The following is a 14,537-nucleotide window of genomic DNA, read 5'->3' as shown; positions in this document are numbered from 1 at the left end:
ATTATTTTAATAATTTAACTTAATTTACATTTTGTTGAACTACGCAATTATAATAGATATAATTTATATGTTATTTCATATCGCTCACATTATTACTATTTATATAAAAGAGTGATATAAAATTAAAATTCGAACATAGGTGATGAATTATGACATTAACAATTATCTTAATTGTTATCATCGTTATACTTATTTTGGCGTTCATCTTAAATCAACGTTACATGCAAGATAGAGTTGATACAGAAGTGTACGCAAGAAATCAGATGGTAACTAAGAATGCGACGCTTAGCAATGAAAATTTAGAACTTAAAAATCAAATGCTTAGTTCTAATAATGATGTTAGTTCACATGCAAAGCGCAACGCAAAACACGTTTTAACTAGCATTCTTGATAAGTATAAAGACGAAGGCAAGTTAAAGTATTACGATATTATAACGACAAGTAATTTAGCTACGAAACACCCTTTCTTTGAGTACGCTAGAACATTTGATTATATTGTCGTTTCAGATGTTGGCTTAATCAATATTGACGTCAAAAACTGGAAACAAAAAACGTTCTACCATTTTGATGCACCGGTAGATGACGATATGCAAATTGATACAAGTGATGTTAATCAGATTGTCGGTCATTATGTAAGCAAACAATATCACAGTCAGTTTGATTCACCACGTAGTGAAATTTATACTTTCGTTGAAAAAATCCAAAACAATCGCGTAATTTATGAATTTTATGATCATGATCCGTATGAACAAGCGGCGATTAATTCTAAAGTTTTAAAAGATGGTATTGAAAATCATTTCAATCATAAAGTACAAAGCATCGGTGTCGTTTACTTTAGCGATGGTAGCGTAAATATCATTGAGGGATCTGAGGAAAGAGCTCAATATGTAGACACCGTTTCAACTAAATCATCACTTGAAGCGGTAATCAAAAATGCAATTGATTTATCTAAACACCCACTTTCTGAAGACCAAGTTAACAAAATCGTAAATAGCTTTAATAATTAATTCATTAAGTAAGCGATTGACAGTGAATCTACATACTGATACACGTGTCAATCGCTTATTTTTAACTCCATAAATTCACTTTATCCTTTTTAGCTTGTTGCTCATCTTTTTCAAAGAGAGAACGATATTTGCCATTCGGTGAGAAGTACTTTTCACGTGCTAATCCATTTTTAACTAATTCTTCGTTGTACATAATGTTCTCATCTAACCACACATAAGCAAGTGTCCGACCATATCTATCTTCTTTTTCTTTGTCATATTCTAAATATACATCTTTCCCATTTAAGTGTTGTTTACTATAATTAGATGCTTCTTTACCATATGGTTGAACTGGTGTGTTAGGTTTGACTGTTTCTGGAGTATCTATACCTATAAGTCTAACTTTAATTTCTTTCCCTTCGCTATTTGTTGCAACAAATGTATCACCATCTACGACTCGATCTACATGTACTTTTTCTTTGTCTTTAATGTTAGTACTGTTTGATGACTGTGAACCATTATTTTTAAAAGGCCCAGTGTGATTAATAAATTGAAAGGCTAATACGCCTACCACTAAAACAGCTAAAACTATGATACTTAATGATTTTTTCGAATTCAAAGATGTCACCTACGCTTTTAATTTCAATAATAAATATAATATATAAATTAAAATTAGTCGTCAATGACTTCTTATTTTAGTTAGACGATGATAGTATCTACTTTTATCGCAAAAAGTGAAAAAATTAGAGCTATCATGCTATAATAAATGCGTTAGGAGTGACATCAATGTCTGAGAAAAATGAAAATTTATTGACAACCGTAGCTGTAATTATAGCTATAATAGTCGGTGTAATACTTCAAATTGTCTATAAGTTACCTATTATTGTTTCTGTCGTAGTAGCTGTATTATTAGGCGTCTTAGTAGGATTTATTGCTTATATCATTCAATCTATAATACGCAAAAGAAAGAACAAGTAGCTTGATATAAAACATTAAATGAAATTTTACTTGCAAAAATAATGGGAGTAAGACAAAGAATTCAAACTGAATTTTTTATCTTACTCCCAACTTTTTTTATATTTAAGGTTAACTTCTTAATATTGTGGTATTTATAAGGAACACCTTAAATGTATAAAATTAATTTTAAAAAATGATTAATTTATCACAATTTTAACTAACAAAAAGCCTCATCATTAAACAATTAGCGAGGTGTTATTATGGAAATTCTAGACGTAATTATAGATAATCACGGTCTAATTTATAAAGTACAAACACAAAATGGCCATGTATTCGAACATACTTTGGCGAAAGATACACCTCCAGATAAGGTTGCTCAAGTGTTAAGGTTATTAGCCACTCATGTTGACAATCTAGAAACTCAAAAAAGAGATAATTAATGAATTTACCAAGCCAAATCTCAAATTTTAAATTATAGTATTATATTTCACAAAAGTCAGGACATAAAGTGTTTTGGTTCTTGGAAACCATTCTCTTAAGAGCAAACTTATGTACTGACTCTTTTCTTCATATTTAACTACAACCATTAAATTTTATATCCAACCTTTTTCATTTGCTTTTTTCCATGCATCAAAACGATTCTCCGCTTCAAGTTTATCAATTATATTAGAAGTGTAATTTCTTACAGTACCGTTTGAAAGATAGAGTTTATCAGCGACTTCTTTATTACTTAATCCTTCTCCTATTTCACGTAACACGACTTGTTCTTTATGCGTTAATGGATTAGCCTCTTTAAACAAAGATGTCATTAAAGACGTACTATATTCTTTTTCGCCATTTAAAACTTTATGAATGGTTGCAACTAAATCATCTACCGATCGTTCTTTTAACACATAGGCATCAACATCGTTTGCAACAGCTCTTTCAAAATAACCAGGCCTTTTAAAAGTCGTGACAATAATCACTTTTGTATTAATTTTATTTTCTCTTAATTGCGATAATACTTCTAAACCCGTCATTCCTGGTATCTCAATATCTAAAATAGCAATGTCAGGCTGTTGACTATTAATAGATTGTAATGCGTCAATACCATTATCAAAATCATCTATCACTTTTAAATCGTCGTGAAATTCAATTAATTGTATCATTGCTTTACGCAACATATTTTGATCTTCTGCAATTACGATTGAAATCATTTTACACCTTCTCTCGGAATCATAATATCGATAGTCGTACCCTGTTTAGAAGTGATATTAACTGTCCCGCTCAATAACGCTACCCTATCGTTAATACTCTTTAATTTTACTTCGCTAGGTTGTTTCAGACCTATACCGTTGTCACTAATGATTAATTTAATACCATTGTCGTAACTTTCTATTTTCCCATTAATTTCAGAGGCTTCCGCGTGCTTAATTACATTGTTAACCGCTTCTCTAAGTATCATTGATAATATCGTCTGTTTAGTTGGGTTGAGGGAACTCGCACCTCTTATATTTTCAAAGTTAAAGTGAATATTTGCATCCTTTAAGAATTGTTCTATAGATTGAATTTCTTCTTCAAAAGTTTGAACTTTTAAATTTTCAATAATATGTCTTACTTTCTCTAATGTATCTTTCGAAATTTCGTTTATATTTAGTATTTCTTTCTTAGCTGCTATCGGATCTTTATCGATTAGTTTTGCAGCTAATTCTGATTTAACACTCAAACTTGCAAATACATGTCCTAACGTGTCATGTAAGTCTTGACCTATTCGATTACGTTCTTGTTCCGCAATCAAAATATTAATATATTTATTTTTTTCTTCAATTTGTTGACGATATTGTCTCTCTTTCATTATTTTAAAATTACCAAATAATATTGCTAAAATAACAATATAATAAATAATAATACTCACGACATAAAAGTGATTCGTTTGTATAATCGTTATGATGATACATGTAATCATTGAGCTTATTAATAACATAAACTCTATTGATTTTACTCCCCTTTTAAATAAAAATGGTATAGCAAATGCACTAAAGAAGAAAAATAAACTCAATGTTGGATTGTATGCATATACAAAGTAAATAATCGCTAGAAAATGAATAAAAAATAACATTAAATTGATACGATGGCTTAATGCTTCATGAAAAAGAATTAAACTAGCATATGCAAATGTAAAAATGATTACAATAAATAAATTTAATAAAAAGCTATCATCTTGCCATGTTAAATACAAACCATAATATGGAAATATTAAGTAAATTAAAGATGAAATCTCTCCCATTTTAGCTCCTAAACTACGCTTCATTTATTCCACCTCTTTGCTCTTATTAATTAATAATGCAATAATTAAGAAAATAATGCTATAAATACCTAAAATTATGAATGATTGTACATTAAAGCCATTACCTTTACCAAATTCAAGTGCCAAATGACGTAAATGATACGTTGGTGTTAGTTTAGCAATTGTTTGCATCCAATCAGGAAATGTACTAACAGGGAACCACAATCCACCAATAATGGCTAATACAATATTACATAGATTAGCTACGCTGCTTGCTTTCTGTGTTTCAGTAAATTGCGTAATGATTAAACCTAATGTCAAAAACATGCTAGCACCTAACCATAAAGAGACACCAGATAAAATCCATTCACTTACACTTAGATCTACCCCTTTATAGAAGTGTGCTACGCAGAATAAAAGCAATATTGAAGCTAAAAATAAAGTCATAGTTTTAATAATCTTAGCTAAATAATAATTTAACACTGTGATCGGTGTAGAAATTAATCTTTTATACCAACCACTGTTTCTTTCCTCGATTATTTCTAATGGAAATTGCATCAGGCAAAATCCCATTAAACTGAATACCGTCATACTATACATATACTCTTTGTAAAATACTTTTTTCGCATCTGCTGGCATATCAATTAATGATGTAAACAATAAATAGAATGCCAAAGGGAAGATGAAAGCCATAAATGATGATAATTTGCGTCGAAATAATAATTTATATTCAATATCAAGTAACGTTATAATGTTCGTCATAGTCTATTGCACCACTCTTTCTTCTTTTGAAAACATGAGTTCCAATAAAGATTTTTTATAAATTGTGATTTGATTTAAATCTACATTTATTTTAATTAGATTTGTAATAACTGCTTCAACATTTTCTGTTTGAATTTTTAAGTTACCATTCGTAATTTCTATATCATATGTTTCTGAAAGTATTTGATATTGTTCTTCCGTAAAGGTCATTATTTCAATAATTGAATTATTTTGACTAAATAAGATATTATGTGGTGTATCATTAATTTTGATACTTCCTTGTTCTAAATAGACAACTTTATCAGCCATTCTTTCGACTTCTTCAATATAATGAGAGGTGTAAAGTATAGTTATACCATCTTCTTTAAGTTGTTCAATTAGATTCCAAAAGTGTTCTCTTGTTTCAATATCCATTGATGTTGTTGGTTCATCTAATATTAAAAATTGAGGTTTGCCTATTAAAGTTAGAACAAAGTCTAGTAATCTCTTTTGACCTCCTGATAATTTATTAGCATATTGTTCCAATTGAAGATTAGAAAATTGAGTTAATTTTTGAAACTCATTAAATGTCATAGGATTGGTATATAATTGTTGATATAAATGATATAGTTCTTTTACTTTAATGAGCTTAGGTAAATTCGTAGTTTGAAATAATATGCCCATATTATGTGAGGATATTAAATTAAGTTTATCTTCGACTGTTCCACTATTCGCATGCTTATGACCAATAAGTATATCTATTAAAGTGGACTTTCCTGCACCATTTTTTCCGATTAATGCAGTACACTTTCCTTCCTCGATATCTAATGAGATATTATTCAAAACTGTCTTTTTACCAAACGATTTCTTTAATTGATTAATATATATCATAACGACCTCACATCCTTTTAATTTATATATCTACTTTATCTTTTAATCGAATTTAAAATTAGTTCAAATTGTCACGATTTTAATATGACATTTGTCATATTAACTACGACGAGGTAGCAAAAAAGAGATTAAGCAACATTAAATTGCTTAATCTCATAATTTTTAACTATTATAATAGATTCTATATGCTATAAAATTGGTGATACTAATTTAGCAATATCTTCTTTAACTTTAATTGAAAGCGAACGGTTATTGTATTTTTCTAAAGTTAATAATTTTGATTTTTTAATGTCATCTTCATATGCAACTCTGATTTCTTTAGCGATTTCTTCATCATAAATAAAAGCATTCACTTCAAAGTTTAACGCGAAACTACGATAATCCATATTAGCTGAACCGACACTACAAATTTCATCATCAATCATCATAACTTTAGAGTGGATAAATCCATTTTGATATGTATAGATTTTCACACCACTATTTAACAATTCAGCAGCATATGAAAATGTCGCCCAATATACAAACGGATGATCTGGTTTACATGGAATCATCAAGTGTACATCAACGCCAGCATTCGCTGCCATTTTAAGTGCATTGATATACGATTGATCTGGAATAAAGTAAGGGCTTTGCATATATATAGATTTTTTTGCACTCATAATCATTTTAGTATATCCATATTCAATCTGATGTAAATCAAATGCTGGACCACTTGAAGCAATTTGAATCGCTGATTTCCCTTTATGCTGTCTTTTTTTAGGGAAGTATTTATCATCATATTCAAATTGTGGGCGGTGCGCTTGTGAATTCCAATCTAATATAAAACGTATTTGTAATGCGTCTATAACGTCACCTTCAACACGTATATGTGTATCTCTCCAATATCCTAGTTTACCAAGTCCTAAATAATCATCGCCAATATTAAACCCTCCGATGTAACCAACTTGACCATCAATCACTATAATTTTTCTATGATTACGGTTATTCATTCTAAAATTGATAAGTGGAAACTTAGATGCAAAAAAAGCTTCAACTTCGCCACCTAATGATTCAAAATGATGAAATTTCGACATTCTTACTTTTTTAGAGCCTACATCATCATATAATATTTTTACTTCTAGCCCTTCTTTGAGTTTCGTTTCTAATGCATCTAGAATACGATGACCTAAGCCATCAAGTTCAAATGTATAATACTCTAAATGTATGTAGTTCTTAGCGTTATAAATGTCTTCAATGACTTTCTCATATAGCTTATTACCATCTGTAAATAAGTCAATGTGATTATCTTCGGTTAAAAATGCATCTTGTTTGTTTAATAACATTCTAATTAAATCTCTGTGTTTTGTTACTTGTTGATTATCAGTTTGATAATTGTGTGCATCAAATTGTTTAACTTGATCCTTTATAACACTTTTAAATGTATCTAATTCCTTACCATTATTTTTCTCCATTTTTCTTTTTGAAACAGTTCTGCCAAAAAATAAATAAAGAATAAACCCGATTAATGGTAAAACAAACAATACAAAGAGCCACGCCCATGTAGAAGACGCACTTCTTCTATTTCTTTCTAAAAAGATGATAATAAAAGCTAATACTAGATTTATCACAAAGCCTAGTGCTAATAAAATCGTAAAAACAGTTCCCAAATCTGGGCCGAACATGAATTTCATAAAATAATACTCCTATTTAATTTTATAATTTAAATTATTTACTTAGCATTTAAGATCAAGATGGCATTTAGCACTTCTTCATTATTTGGAAATTTACGTTCTTCTATTTTGTCTATTGAAATATTTAGAACTTCAAATTGACTTCCTTCATCACTTTCAAGATACATATTAATTTCTTTTTCTAACTCATCCAGTGTTTTTTCTTGAATCTTTTTAAATTTGATTTTACTCATTCTACAACACTCCATTTCAACTTATTTGATTAAATCATAGTCTTTTTACATTTAAATCGCAAATTAATTCATTCTATAACTTATATTTTATTAAAACGCTTACAATTATATATTTAAAATATTAAATTCACATAAGAGATAAATTATTGTATACTAAAGTCATTCTATTAAATTTTCAGAATAATTAAATTATTTAGATTGTGGGGTATTATATGATTTCTTTTGAAAATGACTACCTTGAAGGTGCACATGAAAACGTATTACAACGATTATTTGATACCAATTTAATCCAGGCCTCTGGCTATGGTGATGATCAATTTTCAAAGCAAGCAGCAGAACAAATAAAATCTGTTATCAATTGTCCAGAAGCGACTGTACGATTCTTAGTTGGTGGTACGCAAACCAATCAAGTTGTTATTAATTCGGTACTAGAGCCATATGAAGGTGTGATTTCAGCTGACACTGGTCACGTAGCTGTACATGAGGGCGGTGCTATTGAATTTAGTGGTCATAAAGTTTTAACTGTCCCATCTCACGAAGGTAAAATTAGACCAAAAGAAGTTAATGCATCTCTAGATACGTTTTACAATGATTTTAAACGTGAACACATGGTCTTTCCAGGAATGGTTTATATTTCACACCCTACAGAATACGGTACTTTGTATAGTAAAAAAGAATTGAAGAATCTTGCTGACGTGTGTAAAGAACATAATGTACCTTTATTTATGGATGGTGCGCGTTTAGGCTATGGTTTAATGAGTGATCAAAGTGATTTAACATTTGAAGACATTGCTAAAAACTGTGATATCTTTTATATAGGTGGTACTAAAATAGGTGCGTTATGTGGTGAAGCCATCGTATTCACTAAAAATAATGAGCCAAAACACTTTACCACTCGAATCAAACAACATGGTGCTTTACTTGCTAAAGGTCGTTTAGTAGGTGTACAATTTCTGGAATTATTCACTAATAATTTATATTTAGATATTAGCCGTCATGCCATTAATATGGCTAATAAAATGAAAAAAGGATTTCTTGAAAAAGGCTATCAACTTTACTTTGATTCACCTACTAATCAACAATTTTTTGTACTTAGTGAAGAAAAGATTAAAGCGTTGAAACAAAAAGTAAAGTTCGCGATTTGGGAGAAATATGATGATAATCATCGTGTTGTTAGATTTGCGACAAGTTGGGCTACTACCGAAGAAAATGTAGATAAGTTATTAGAGTTAATTTAACATCTGAAAAACAGGACTTCCTAAAAGGAAATCCTGTTTTTTAATGTAGTTTATAATAAATACAGCATATTAATACAATTAAACTGATGAACGCTATTATCTTGTCTTTTTTAGTTGTTTTACCATTTTCAACAGTAATTTCAAAATTAAATTCCATGTTTATTCCCCTTTAAAAAGTATTTTGTAATACTGCTAATTTTATTAGTTGCCCCTATTAATATTTACATTTTAGGTTGCATACCAGAATATTATACTTTGTTTTTTATATTCGTCATCTAAAAGTTTATTAAATTTTTATAATTTAAACTACTAATTTAATAAGTAATTGCTATAAAAGTGAAAAATAAGGTGGAGAATTTTATGACTAAACACAAAAACATGTAATTCATAATTCTTATAGCACATTGGGGTAAAATAAAAGTTCTAAACGTAACCGCAAAAACTAAAATATAAAATAGCATTGGTACTCAATCATAAAAGAAATTAAAACTAGAATTGCTTGTTCATAGTGAAAATGCAAAAAATTCAAGTAGTCAACTCTTTTAAAAATCTCTGCTCATTTATTAAATGCCTATTCTATTAATAACTTTTTGATAAGCATCAAGCACTTCTGGATAAAGATATATTACTCTAAATCCCATCCGGCGAGTTACTTCGACTATTTCAGGTTTACAAACTATTTTATTTTGAAGGGTTGATTTACTTAACCCTGTTAAAGTTGCTAAATCTTTAATACCTACTGAAACATATTGCCTCTTATAATTTTTCAGTAAGTTTTCTAGTTTATATTCAATCAATTTATTCATAAATATTAATTTATAAAGCTAGATATTAAAGCAAGTAATACTAATATAAAAATCCCTATTGTTAAATATAGAGATATTTGATCCCTGTTGATTTTCATAATGTTAAACACTCCTTTTATTTCTTAAAGAAGTTAACCATAGCTAACAATAAAGTAACTACATTAATATAAAAAGTTAACTTTCTTCTCAATTCTCTACTCATAAAACTCATCCCCTTATAAATTATTAACTATTACATACTTCTTACCTGCGTCGATTACTCTCAGACTTCAAGATCATCCTTTAATTTAATTATATTATATTAATTTTATAATATAACGAAAAAGTATAAATTTAAATTTTATCGCAAGATATTAAAAACGCATTTTAGTTCAGCAATTAAATTAGGGTTTTCCTATTATGTCTACAATTTGATCATCAAAGTTTTCTACACCTGATTCACTAAGCATTGAACGCGTTTCATTTCTCATTTGAGATAATGCCTTTTCAGCTTTTAATGCTTCATTCTCTTTCAAAAGTTTTTCTATCTCATATTGACTTTTTTGGTCTTTATTCATCTTGGCCAGTTTTTCAGCTTCTTGAATGGGAGTGGGACAGAATTCTTTTAAATTCGTCGTCTCAACCCTGCAAGGATGACTAGAACTGAGAAAAGCTTGATTTAAGCGCCTTCTCAGTTCAGTCAGCTACTGTGAATTTGCTAGATAGCATTATTATATTATTTATGTCCCAGACTTCATCAGATTTTCTTCTTTCTCTAGCTAGACGGTCTTTAATCATTTGAGATACTTCTTCTTGGGAAAATGTTTTCTCATTTTGTTGGATTTGTTCATTAGGTGTTTCTAAATTCTCATTGCTTTTTGCTTCTTCAGTAATATTACTTTGGTTGTTTTCCATGAGATATACCTCCGTTTATAGTCTGTCGACTTTTCATTCCATACTTGCTTTTATAACGTCATCAGCACGTTTTGGACATAAAAAATAACCTTCCGTAGAAGGTTGAAAAAGTGTATAAAAATAGCACCACTTTCTATTTATATGGGTAGAAAGGATGCCATTAAGATATTATTCTTATTTCTTTAATTTCAGAGTCATCAATAGAGTAAATACCTAATTCAGTTTCTAAATCCATTACAAAATTTGCTGAATCACTTTCATATGGATTTTCAAAATTTATTACATCTCCAAAAAGTTTATTATCATCATTTAAAACTACGTTTACTTTATGTCCGTAAGACCTAGCTATTCTCATTTTTTCATCTCCTTCTTAATATAAGGAACTACATGTGTACCTGTCTTAGAATAATGTACTTTCCCTAATTTAGTATTAATATAACGACCATTTACAAAAGCTTTTCCAATTACAACACCAAAGTCTATAATTTCTTTTTTATTAAATTTATTGTTAACTAATAACATTATACCAGTATTTGATTTTTCCATAAGTAATTTATTCAATTCTCGATTAGGTATAGTAGTGTAGCTTGGAAGCATATAATTATTTTTAATGGCTTTCGATTTACTTTCTTCAAAAAGTCTATGATTTTTACAATGTCTATTTTGTTTTTCAGGATTTATATCTATTCTTATTTTACCACTATGTATCATATCAAGCATTTCTTTTTTTGCCTGTTCTTGTAATTTTTCTTTTTCAATTACTTTATTCTCTGTCTGATACTTACCTTTACGCTCATTAAAGAATTTATTCCGCCAGTTTCCCACATGTGGTACTGTAGTACTTCTGCGGTAGAGCATTAACTCCAGGTATCATATCTTTAAATTTAAATACATTGCCATTTAATGAGTGACAAATTTTAGATGTTTTTTTATCAATTTTAGCCACATATTTATATTCCCCATCTTTACCTAATTCTTTAAGATAAGTTAGCTTCTGTGATTCAGCCTGCACACGTGCTGATTCAGTAACTAATAATCTACTAGCATTATAAGTAGTGGAATTTGTTTGCTTTTTAAACTCAGATACATACTCATTAGGATGTCTCCCTCTAAGTAATACATTGCTCGTCGTTGTTTCCACTTCTTTTTGAACTAAAGCCATATCTTGCCATAATCTAGTTGACCAGTTAACGCCTTTGAAGTTACTATTCACAACTGCTTTTACTTCATTGTCATCAATTTTTACATGTTCACCAAGAATGTGTGCCTGTCTTTCAACTTCTCTATCCACTGCCTCAACTAACTTATTTTCTAGCTTATCTTGAATATCCAAAGTAGAATCTTTGACCATCAAATCTAATTGTTGCTTTAATAATTTTTCTCTAGATACTTTCATAGTCAAGTTATACAGTTTAAGTGCTTTGTTTGCTTCATCGCTAAAATCTATACGCTTCACATATTTTTTAGCTTTGTTTCGAAACACATATACATCAAAGTCATCTGCTTTTTTCACGACTTCTTGAATGGTTAAACCCAGTATTCGTTGCATATTTTTCATAAAAAGCGAGTAGTTCTCTCATTATTTCTGCATACATTAACATAATAATGAGTTCTATTTCTGAAGTAGCTTGGGCATCACAAATTAATGATTAGTAATATACCTATGAAATTGATTGAAGAGGTTAATCCACAAATCTAAAAGTATTATTAATGAAAAGTATAGTCATCTAACAAAAATGCATGATAATGATAAAGAAAATTTTGAGAAGTATATTAAGAATGTTTTTTAAAGTGTACTTGACCAAAACTTGACCAATTTCAATTTCTTCACAAAAATGGTCAAGTAAATTTAGCTTTTCCAACACAAAAAAGAAGCTAAGGCAAGATGCCTTAACTCCTTGTACCACTAAGTCTTTCCCCTTTTTGCTTAGCGATTAGTATTGTTTCATATATTGATCGCGTTCCCACTCAGAAACTTGAGTTCTATAATAATCCCATTCAATTGATTTAGAGTTTATAAATTGATTGTAAATGTGATTACCTAACGCTTTTTTAACTGTGTCATTTTCACGCATAGCTTTTAAAGCAGTGTAAAGTGTTGAAGGTAAGTCTTGGATACCTACAGCTTCACGTTCTTCACGGTTCATTTCATAAATATTTTGGTTGACTGGTTCTGGAACTTTAGTTTTGTTCTTAATACCATCTAAACCAGCTTGTAGGATTGTTGCTAATGCCATGTAAGGGTTAGCAGCTGGGTCTACTGAACGTACTTCAATACGAGTTGATAATCCTCTTGAAGATGGCACACGTACTAATGGTGAACGGTTTTTACCACTCCAAGCGATATAACAAGGTGCTTCGTAACCAGGAACTAAACGTTTATAAGAGTTTACTAATGGGTTACACACAGCTGTGAATCCACGTGCATTATTTAAGATACCTGCAGTAAAGTGATAAGCATCTTCAGTTAATTGCATTTCACCATTTGGATCGAAGAATGCATTTTCTTTACCTTTAAATAATGATACGTTGAAGTGCATTCCGCTTCCGTTAACACCGAATAATGGTTTTGGCATGAATGTTGCATGTAAATTATGCTTACGTGCAATTGTTTTAACAACTAATTTAAATGTTTGGATGTTATCACAAGCAGTAATCGCATCTGCGTATTTAAAGTCAATTTCATGTTGTCCTGGCGCAACTTCGTGGTGACTTGCTTCGATATCAAATCCCATATCTTCAAGTTCTAACACAATGTCACGACGGCAATTTTCACCTAAGTCTGTTGGTGCTAAATCGAAGTAACCACCATTGTCATTTAATTCTAATGTTGGTTCACCTTTTTCATCTAATTTGAATAAGAAGAACTCTGGTTCAGGCCCTAAGTTGAAATCTGTATAGCCCATATCTTCCATTTCTTTCAACACACGTTTTAAGTTGTTACGTGGGTCACCAGCAAATGGTTCACCGTCAGTAGTATAAACATCACAAATTAAACGAGCTACTTTACCTTGACCGGCAGTCCATGGGAAGATAACCCAAGTATCTAAATCTGGGCATAAATACATGTCAGATTCTTCGATACGTACGAAACCTTCGATTGATGAACCATCAAACATCATTTCGTTATCTAATACTTTTTCTAATTGGCTAACTGGTACTTCAACGTTCTTGATTGTTCCTAAGATATCTGTGAATTGTAATCTTAAGTATCTAACGTTTTCTTCTTTTGCAAACTTACGAATGTCATCTTTACTAAATGTACGTTTAGGCATGGTAGAAATCCTCCAAAAATTTATTTAATAAACCGTGATAAATCCCCACGATTTATTGGCAAAGCTTCACCAGGTGGTTTCTGCGTTGCGTCTACAATCATTCTTTTTCTAATCTCTTGTTCATCTGATGTTAAATGCCCTTGATTATTAGTTATGATTTGTTTAATTCCTTTAAGGTTAAATCCCTTTTCAATCAAAGATTTAATTTCAAGGAGTCTTTCTAAATCATTTAACGAGAATAATCGCTTATTTCCTTCTGTACGCTCGGGCATGACAAGTTCATGTGTTTCATAGTAGCGGATTTGTCTTGCAGTGAGTTCTGTTAATTTACAAACAACACTCATAGAGAACACGGCCATATTACGTCTGATTTTATCGTTAGACATTAATAACCTCACCTCTACTTTTGAACTTGATACTAATTTAGCATAGTTTAAAGCGTATTACAAAAATATGTTAGGTTTTCTTACATAGATTTATAAAAGCTATATTTGATAGTAATTACAATGTCTTTTATAACAAGTAATTTATATTGAATTATAACTTTTTTCAAAAAATCCCTACTCAACTCAAGTAGGGA

Annotated in this window: 17 protein-coding genes and 2 pseudogenes; 4 read left to right on the top strand and 15 right to left on the bottom strand. The window is 30.0% G+C overall.

Annotated elements, in window-relative coordinates:
- Positions 1 to 149: 149 nt before the first annotated feature.
- On the top strand, positions 150 to 1,007 hold the full coding sequence (locus AC1RRU_RS01215; protein ID WP_011275872.1) for a hypothetical protein: 858 nt from the start codon (positions 150 to 152) through the stop codon (positions 1,005 to 1,007).
- A gap of 61 nt (positions 1,008 to 1,068) precedes the next feature.
- Here the strand turns inward: AC1RRU_RS01215 and nucI are convergent, their stop codons facing one another.
- Complete coding sequence (nucI, locus tag AC1RRU_RS01210; RefSeq protein WP_011275873.1) at positions 1,069 to 1,605, bottom strand: thermonuclease NucI; 537 nt, start codon at positions 1,603 to 1,605, stop codon at positions 1,069 to 1,071.
- A gap of 167 nt (positions 1,606 to 1,772) precedes the next feature.
- On the opposite strand from nucI, the gene AC1RRU_RS01205 reads away from it, so the two are divergent.
- Positions 1,773 to 1,964, top strand: coding sequence for a hypothetical protein (locus AC1RRU_RS01205; protein ID WP_037558044.1), 192 nt, complete (start codon positions 1,773 to 1,775; stop codon positions 1,962 to 1,964).
- A gap of 239 nt (positions 1,965 to 2,203) precedes the next feature.
- Positions 2,204 to 2,383, top strand: a complete 180-nt coding sequence (locus AC1RRU_RS01200) for a hypothetical protein (RefSeq protein WP_011275875.1) — start codon at positions 2,204 to 2,206, stop codon at positions 2,381 to 2,383.
- Positions 2,384 to 2,536: 153 nt separating this feature from the next.
- Here the strand turns inward: AC1RRU_RS01200 and AC1RRU_RS01195 are convergent, their stop codons facing one another.
- The 6 genes from AC1RRU_RS01195 to AC1RRU_RS01170 all read right to left on the bottom strand — a co-directional run bounded on the left by AC1RRU_RS01195 (position 2,537) and on the right by AC1RRU_RS01170 (position 7,744).
- On the bottom strand, positions 2,537 to 3,139 hold the full coding sequence (locus AC1RRU_RS01195; RefSeq protein ID WP_011275876.1) for a response regulator transcription factor: 603 nt from the start codon (positions 3,137 to 3,139) through the stop codon (positions 2,537 to 2,539).
- Positions 3,136 to 4,233: a sensor histidine kinase gene (locus tag AC1RRU_RS01190; RefSeq protein ID WP_011275877.1), complete on the bottom strand. Its 1,098-nt coding sequence runs from the start codon at positions 4,231 to 4,233 to the stop codon at positions 3,136 to 3,138. Before AC1RRU_RS01190 ends, AC1RRU_RS01195 begins: the two co-directional genes overlap by 4 nt.
- Entirely contained in the window at positions 4,234 to 4,971 is a 738-nt protein-coding gene (locus tag AC1RRU_RS01185) for an ABC transporter permease (protein ID WP_011275878.1), read from the bottom strand.
- 3 nt (positions 4,972 to 4,974) lie between these two features.
- Positions 4,975 to 5,841: an ABC transporter ATP-binding protein gene (locus AC1RRU_RS01180; RefSeq protein ID WP_011275879.1), complete on the bottom strand. Its 867-nt coding sequence runs from the start codon at positions 5,839 to 5,841 to the stop codon at positions 4,975 to 4,977.
- A 188-nt stretch (positions 5,842 to 6,029) separates the two neighbouring features.
- The gene (gene cls / locus AC1RRU_RS01175; protein ID WP_011275880.1) at positions 6,030 to 7,511 is read right to left on the bottom strand and encodes a cardiolipin synthase; all 1,482 of its coding nucleotides are present in this window, start codon (positions 7,509 to 7,511) and stop codon (positions 6,030 to 6,032) included.
- Positions 7,512 to 7,549: 38 nt separating this feature from the next.
- Complete coding sequence (locus AC1RRU_RS01170; protein ID WP_011275881.1) at positions 7,550 to 7,744, bottom strand: hypothetical protein; 195 nt, start codon at positions 7,742 to 7,744, stop codon at positions 7,550 to 7,552.
- A 212-nt stretch (positions 7,745 to 7,956) separates the two neighbouring features.
- Here AC1RRU_RS01170 and AC1RRU_RS01165 point away from each other — a divergent pair, with 212 nt between their 5' ends.
- Positions 7,957 to 8,982 carry a threonine aldolase family protein gene (locus AC1RRU_RS01165; RefSeq protein ID WP_493196418.1) on the top strand — a complete coding sequence of 342 codons (1,026 nt, stop codon included), beginning with the start codon at positions 7,957 to 7,959 and terminating at the stop codon, positions 8,980 to 8,982.
- Positions 8,983 to 9,545: 563 nt separating this feature from the next.
- Here the strand turns inward: AC1RRU_RS01165 and AC1RRU_RS01160 are convergent.
- The 8 genes and pseudogenes from AC1RRU_RS01160 to AC1RRU_RS01125 all read right to left on the bottom strand — a co-directional run bounded on the left by AC1RRU_RS01160 (position 9,546) and on the right by AC1RRU_RS01125 (position 14,343).
- Entirely contained in the window at positions 9,546 to 9,788 is a 243-nt protein-coding gene (locus AC1RRU_RS01160) for a hypothetical protein (RefSeq protein ID WP_041615161.1), read from the bottom strand.
- A gap of 383 nt (positions 9,789 to 10,171) precedes the next feature.
- A complete protein-coding gene (locus AC1RRU_RS01155) occupies positions 10,172 to 10,345 on the bottom strand; it encodes a capsid assembly scaffolding protein Gp46 family protein (protein ID WP_080366936.1) in 174 nt (57 codons plus the stop codon).
- Positions 10,346 to 10,463: 118 nt separating this feature from the next.
- Complete coding sequence (locus tag AC1RRU_RS01150; RefSeq protein WP_011275886.1) at positions 10,464 to 10,682, bottom strand: hypothetical protein; 219 nt, start codon at positions 10,680 to 10,682, stop codon at positions 10,464 to 10,466.
- Positions 10,673 to 10,766 (bottom strand): annotated as a pseudogene (locus AC1RRU_RS01145) (hypothetical protein); the annotation flags it as partial. The pseudogene AC1RRU_RS01145 and the gene AC1RRU_RS01150, both read right to left, overlap by 10 nt.
- Before the next feature lie 76 nt (positions 10,767 to 10,842).
- On the bottom strand, positions 10,843 to 11,037 hold the full coding sequence (locus AC1RRU_RS01140) for a hypothetical protein (protein WP_011275887.1): 195 nt from the start codon (positions 11,035 to 11,037) through the stop codon (positions 10,843 to 10,845).
- A pseudogene (locus AC1RRU_RS01135) lies at positions 11,034 to 12,325 on the bottom strand (minor capsid protein). Before AC1RRU_RS01135 ends, AC1RRU_RS01140 begins: the two are co-directional and overlap by 4 nt.
- A 291-nt stretch (positions 12,326 to 12,616) precedes the next feature.
- Positions 12,617 to 13,957, bottom strand: coding sequence for a type I glutamate--ammonia ligase (glnA, locus tag AC1RRU_RS01130; protein ID WP_011275890.1), 1,341 nt, complete (start codon positions 13,955 to 13,957; stop codon positions 12,617 to 12,619).
- A 20-nt stretch (positions 13,958 to 13,977) separates the two neighbouring features.
- Positions 13,978 to 14,343, bottom strand: a complete 366-nt coding sequence (locus AC1RRU_RS01125) for a MerR family transcriptional regulator (protein WP_011275891.1) — start codon at positions 14,341 to 14,343, stop codon at positions 13,978 to 13,980.
- Positions 14,344 to 14,537: the final 194 nt, after the last annotated feature.

Source organism: Staphylococcus sp. GW821-FHT11H10 (genome assembly GCF_058807855.1).
The sequence above is the reverse complement of the archived record's forward strand: the minus strand, read 5'-3'. Positions and strand labels throughout refer to the sequence as shown.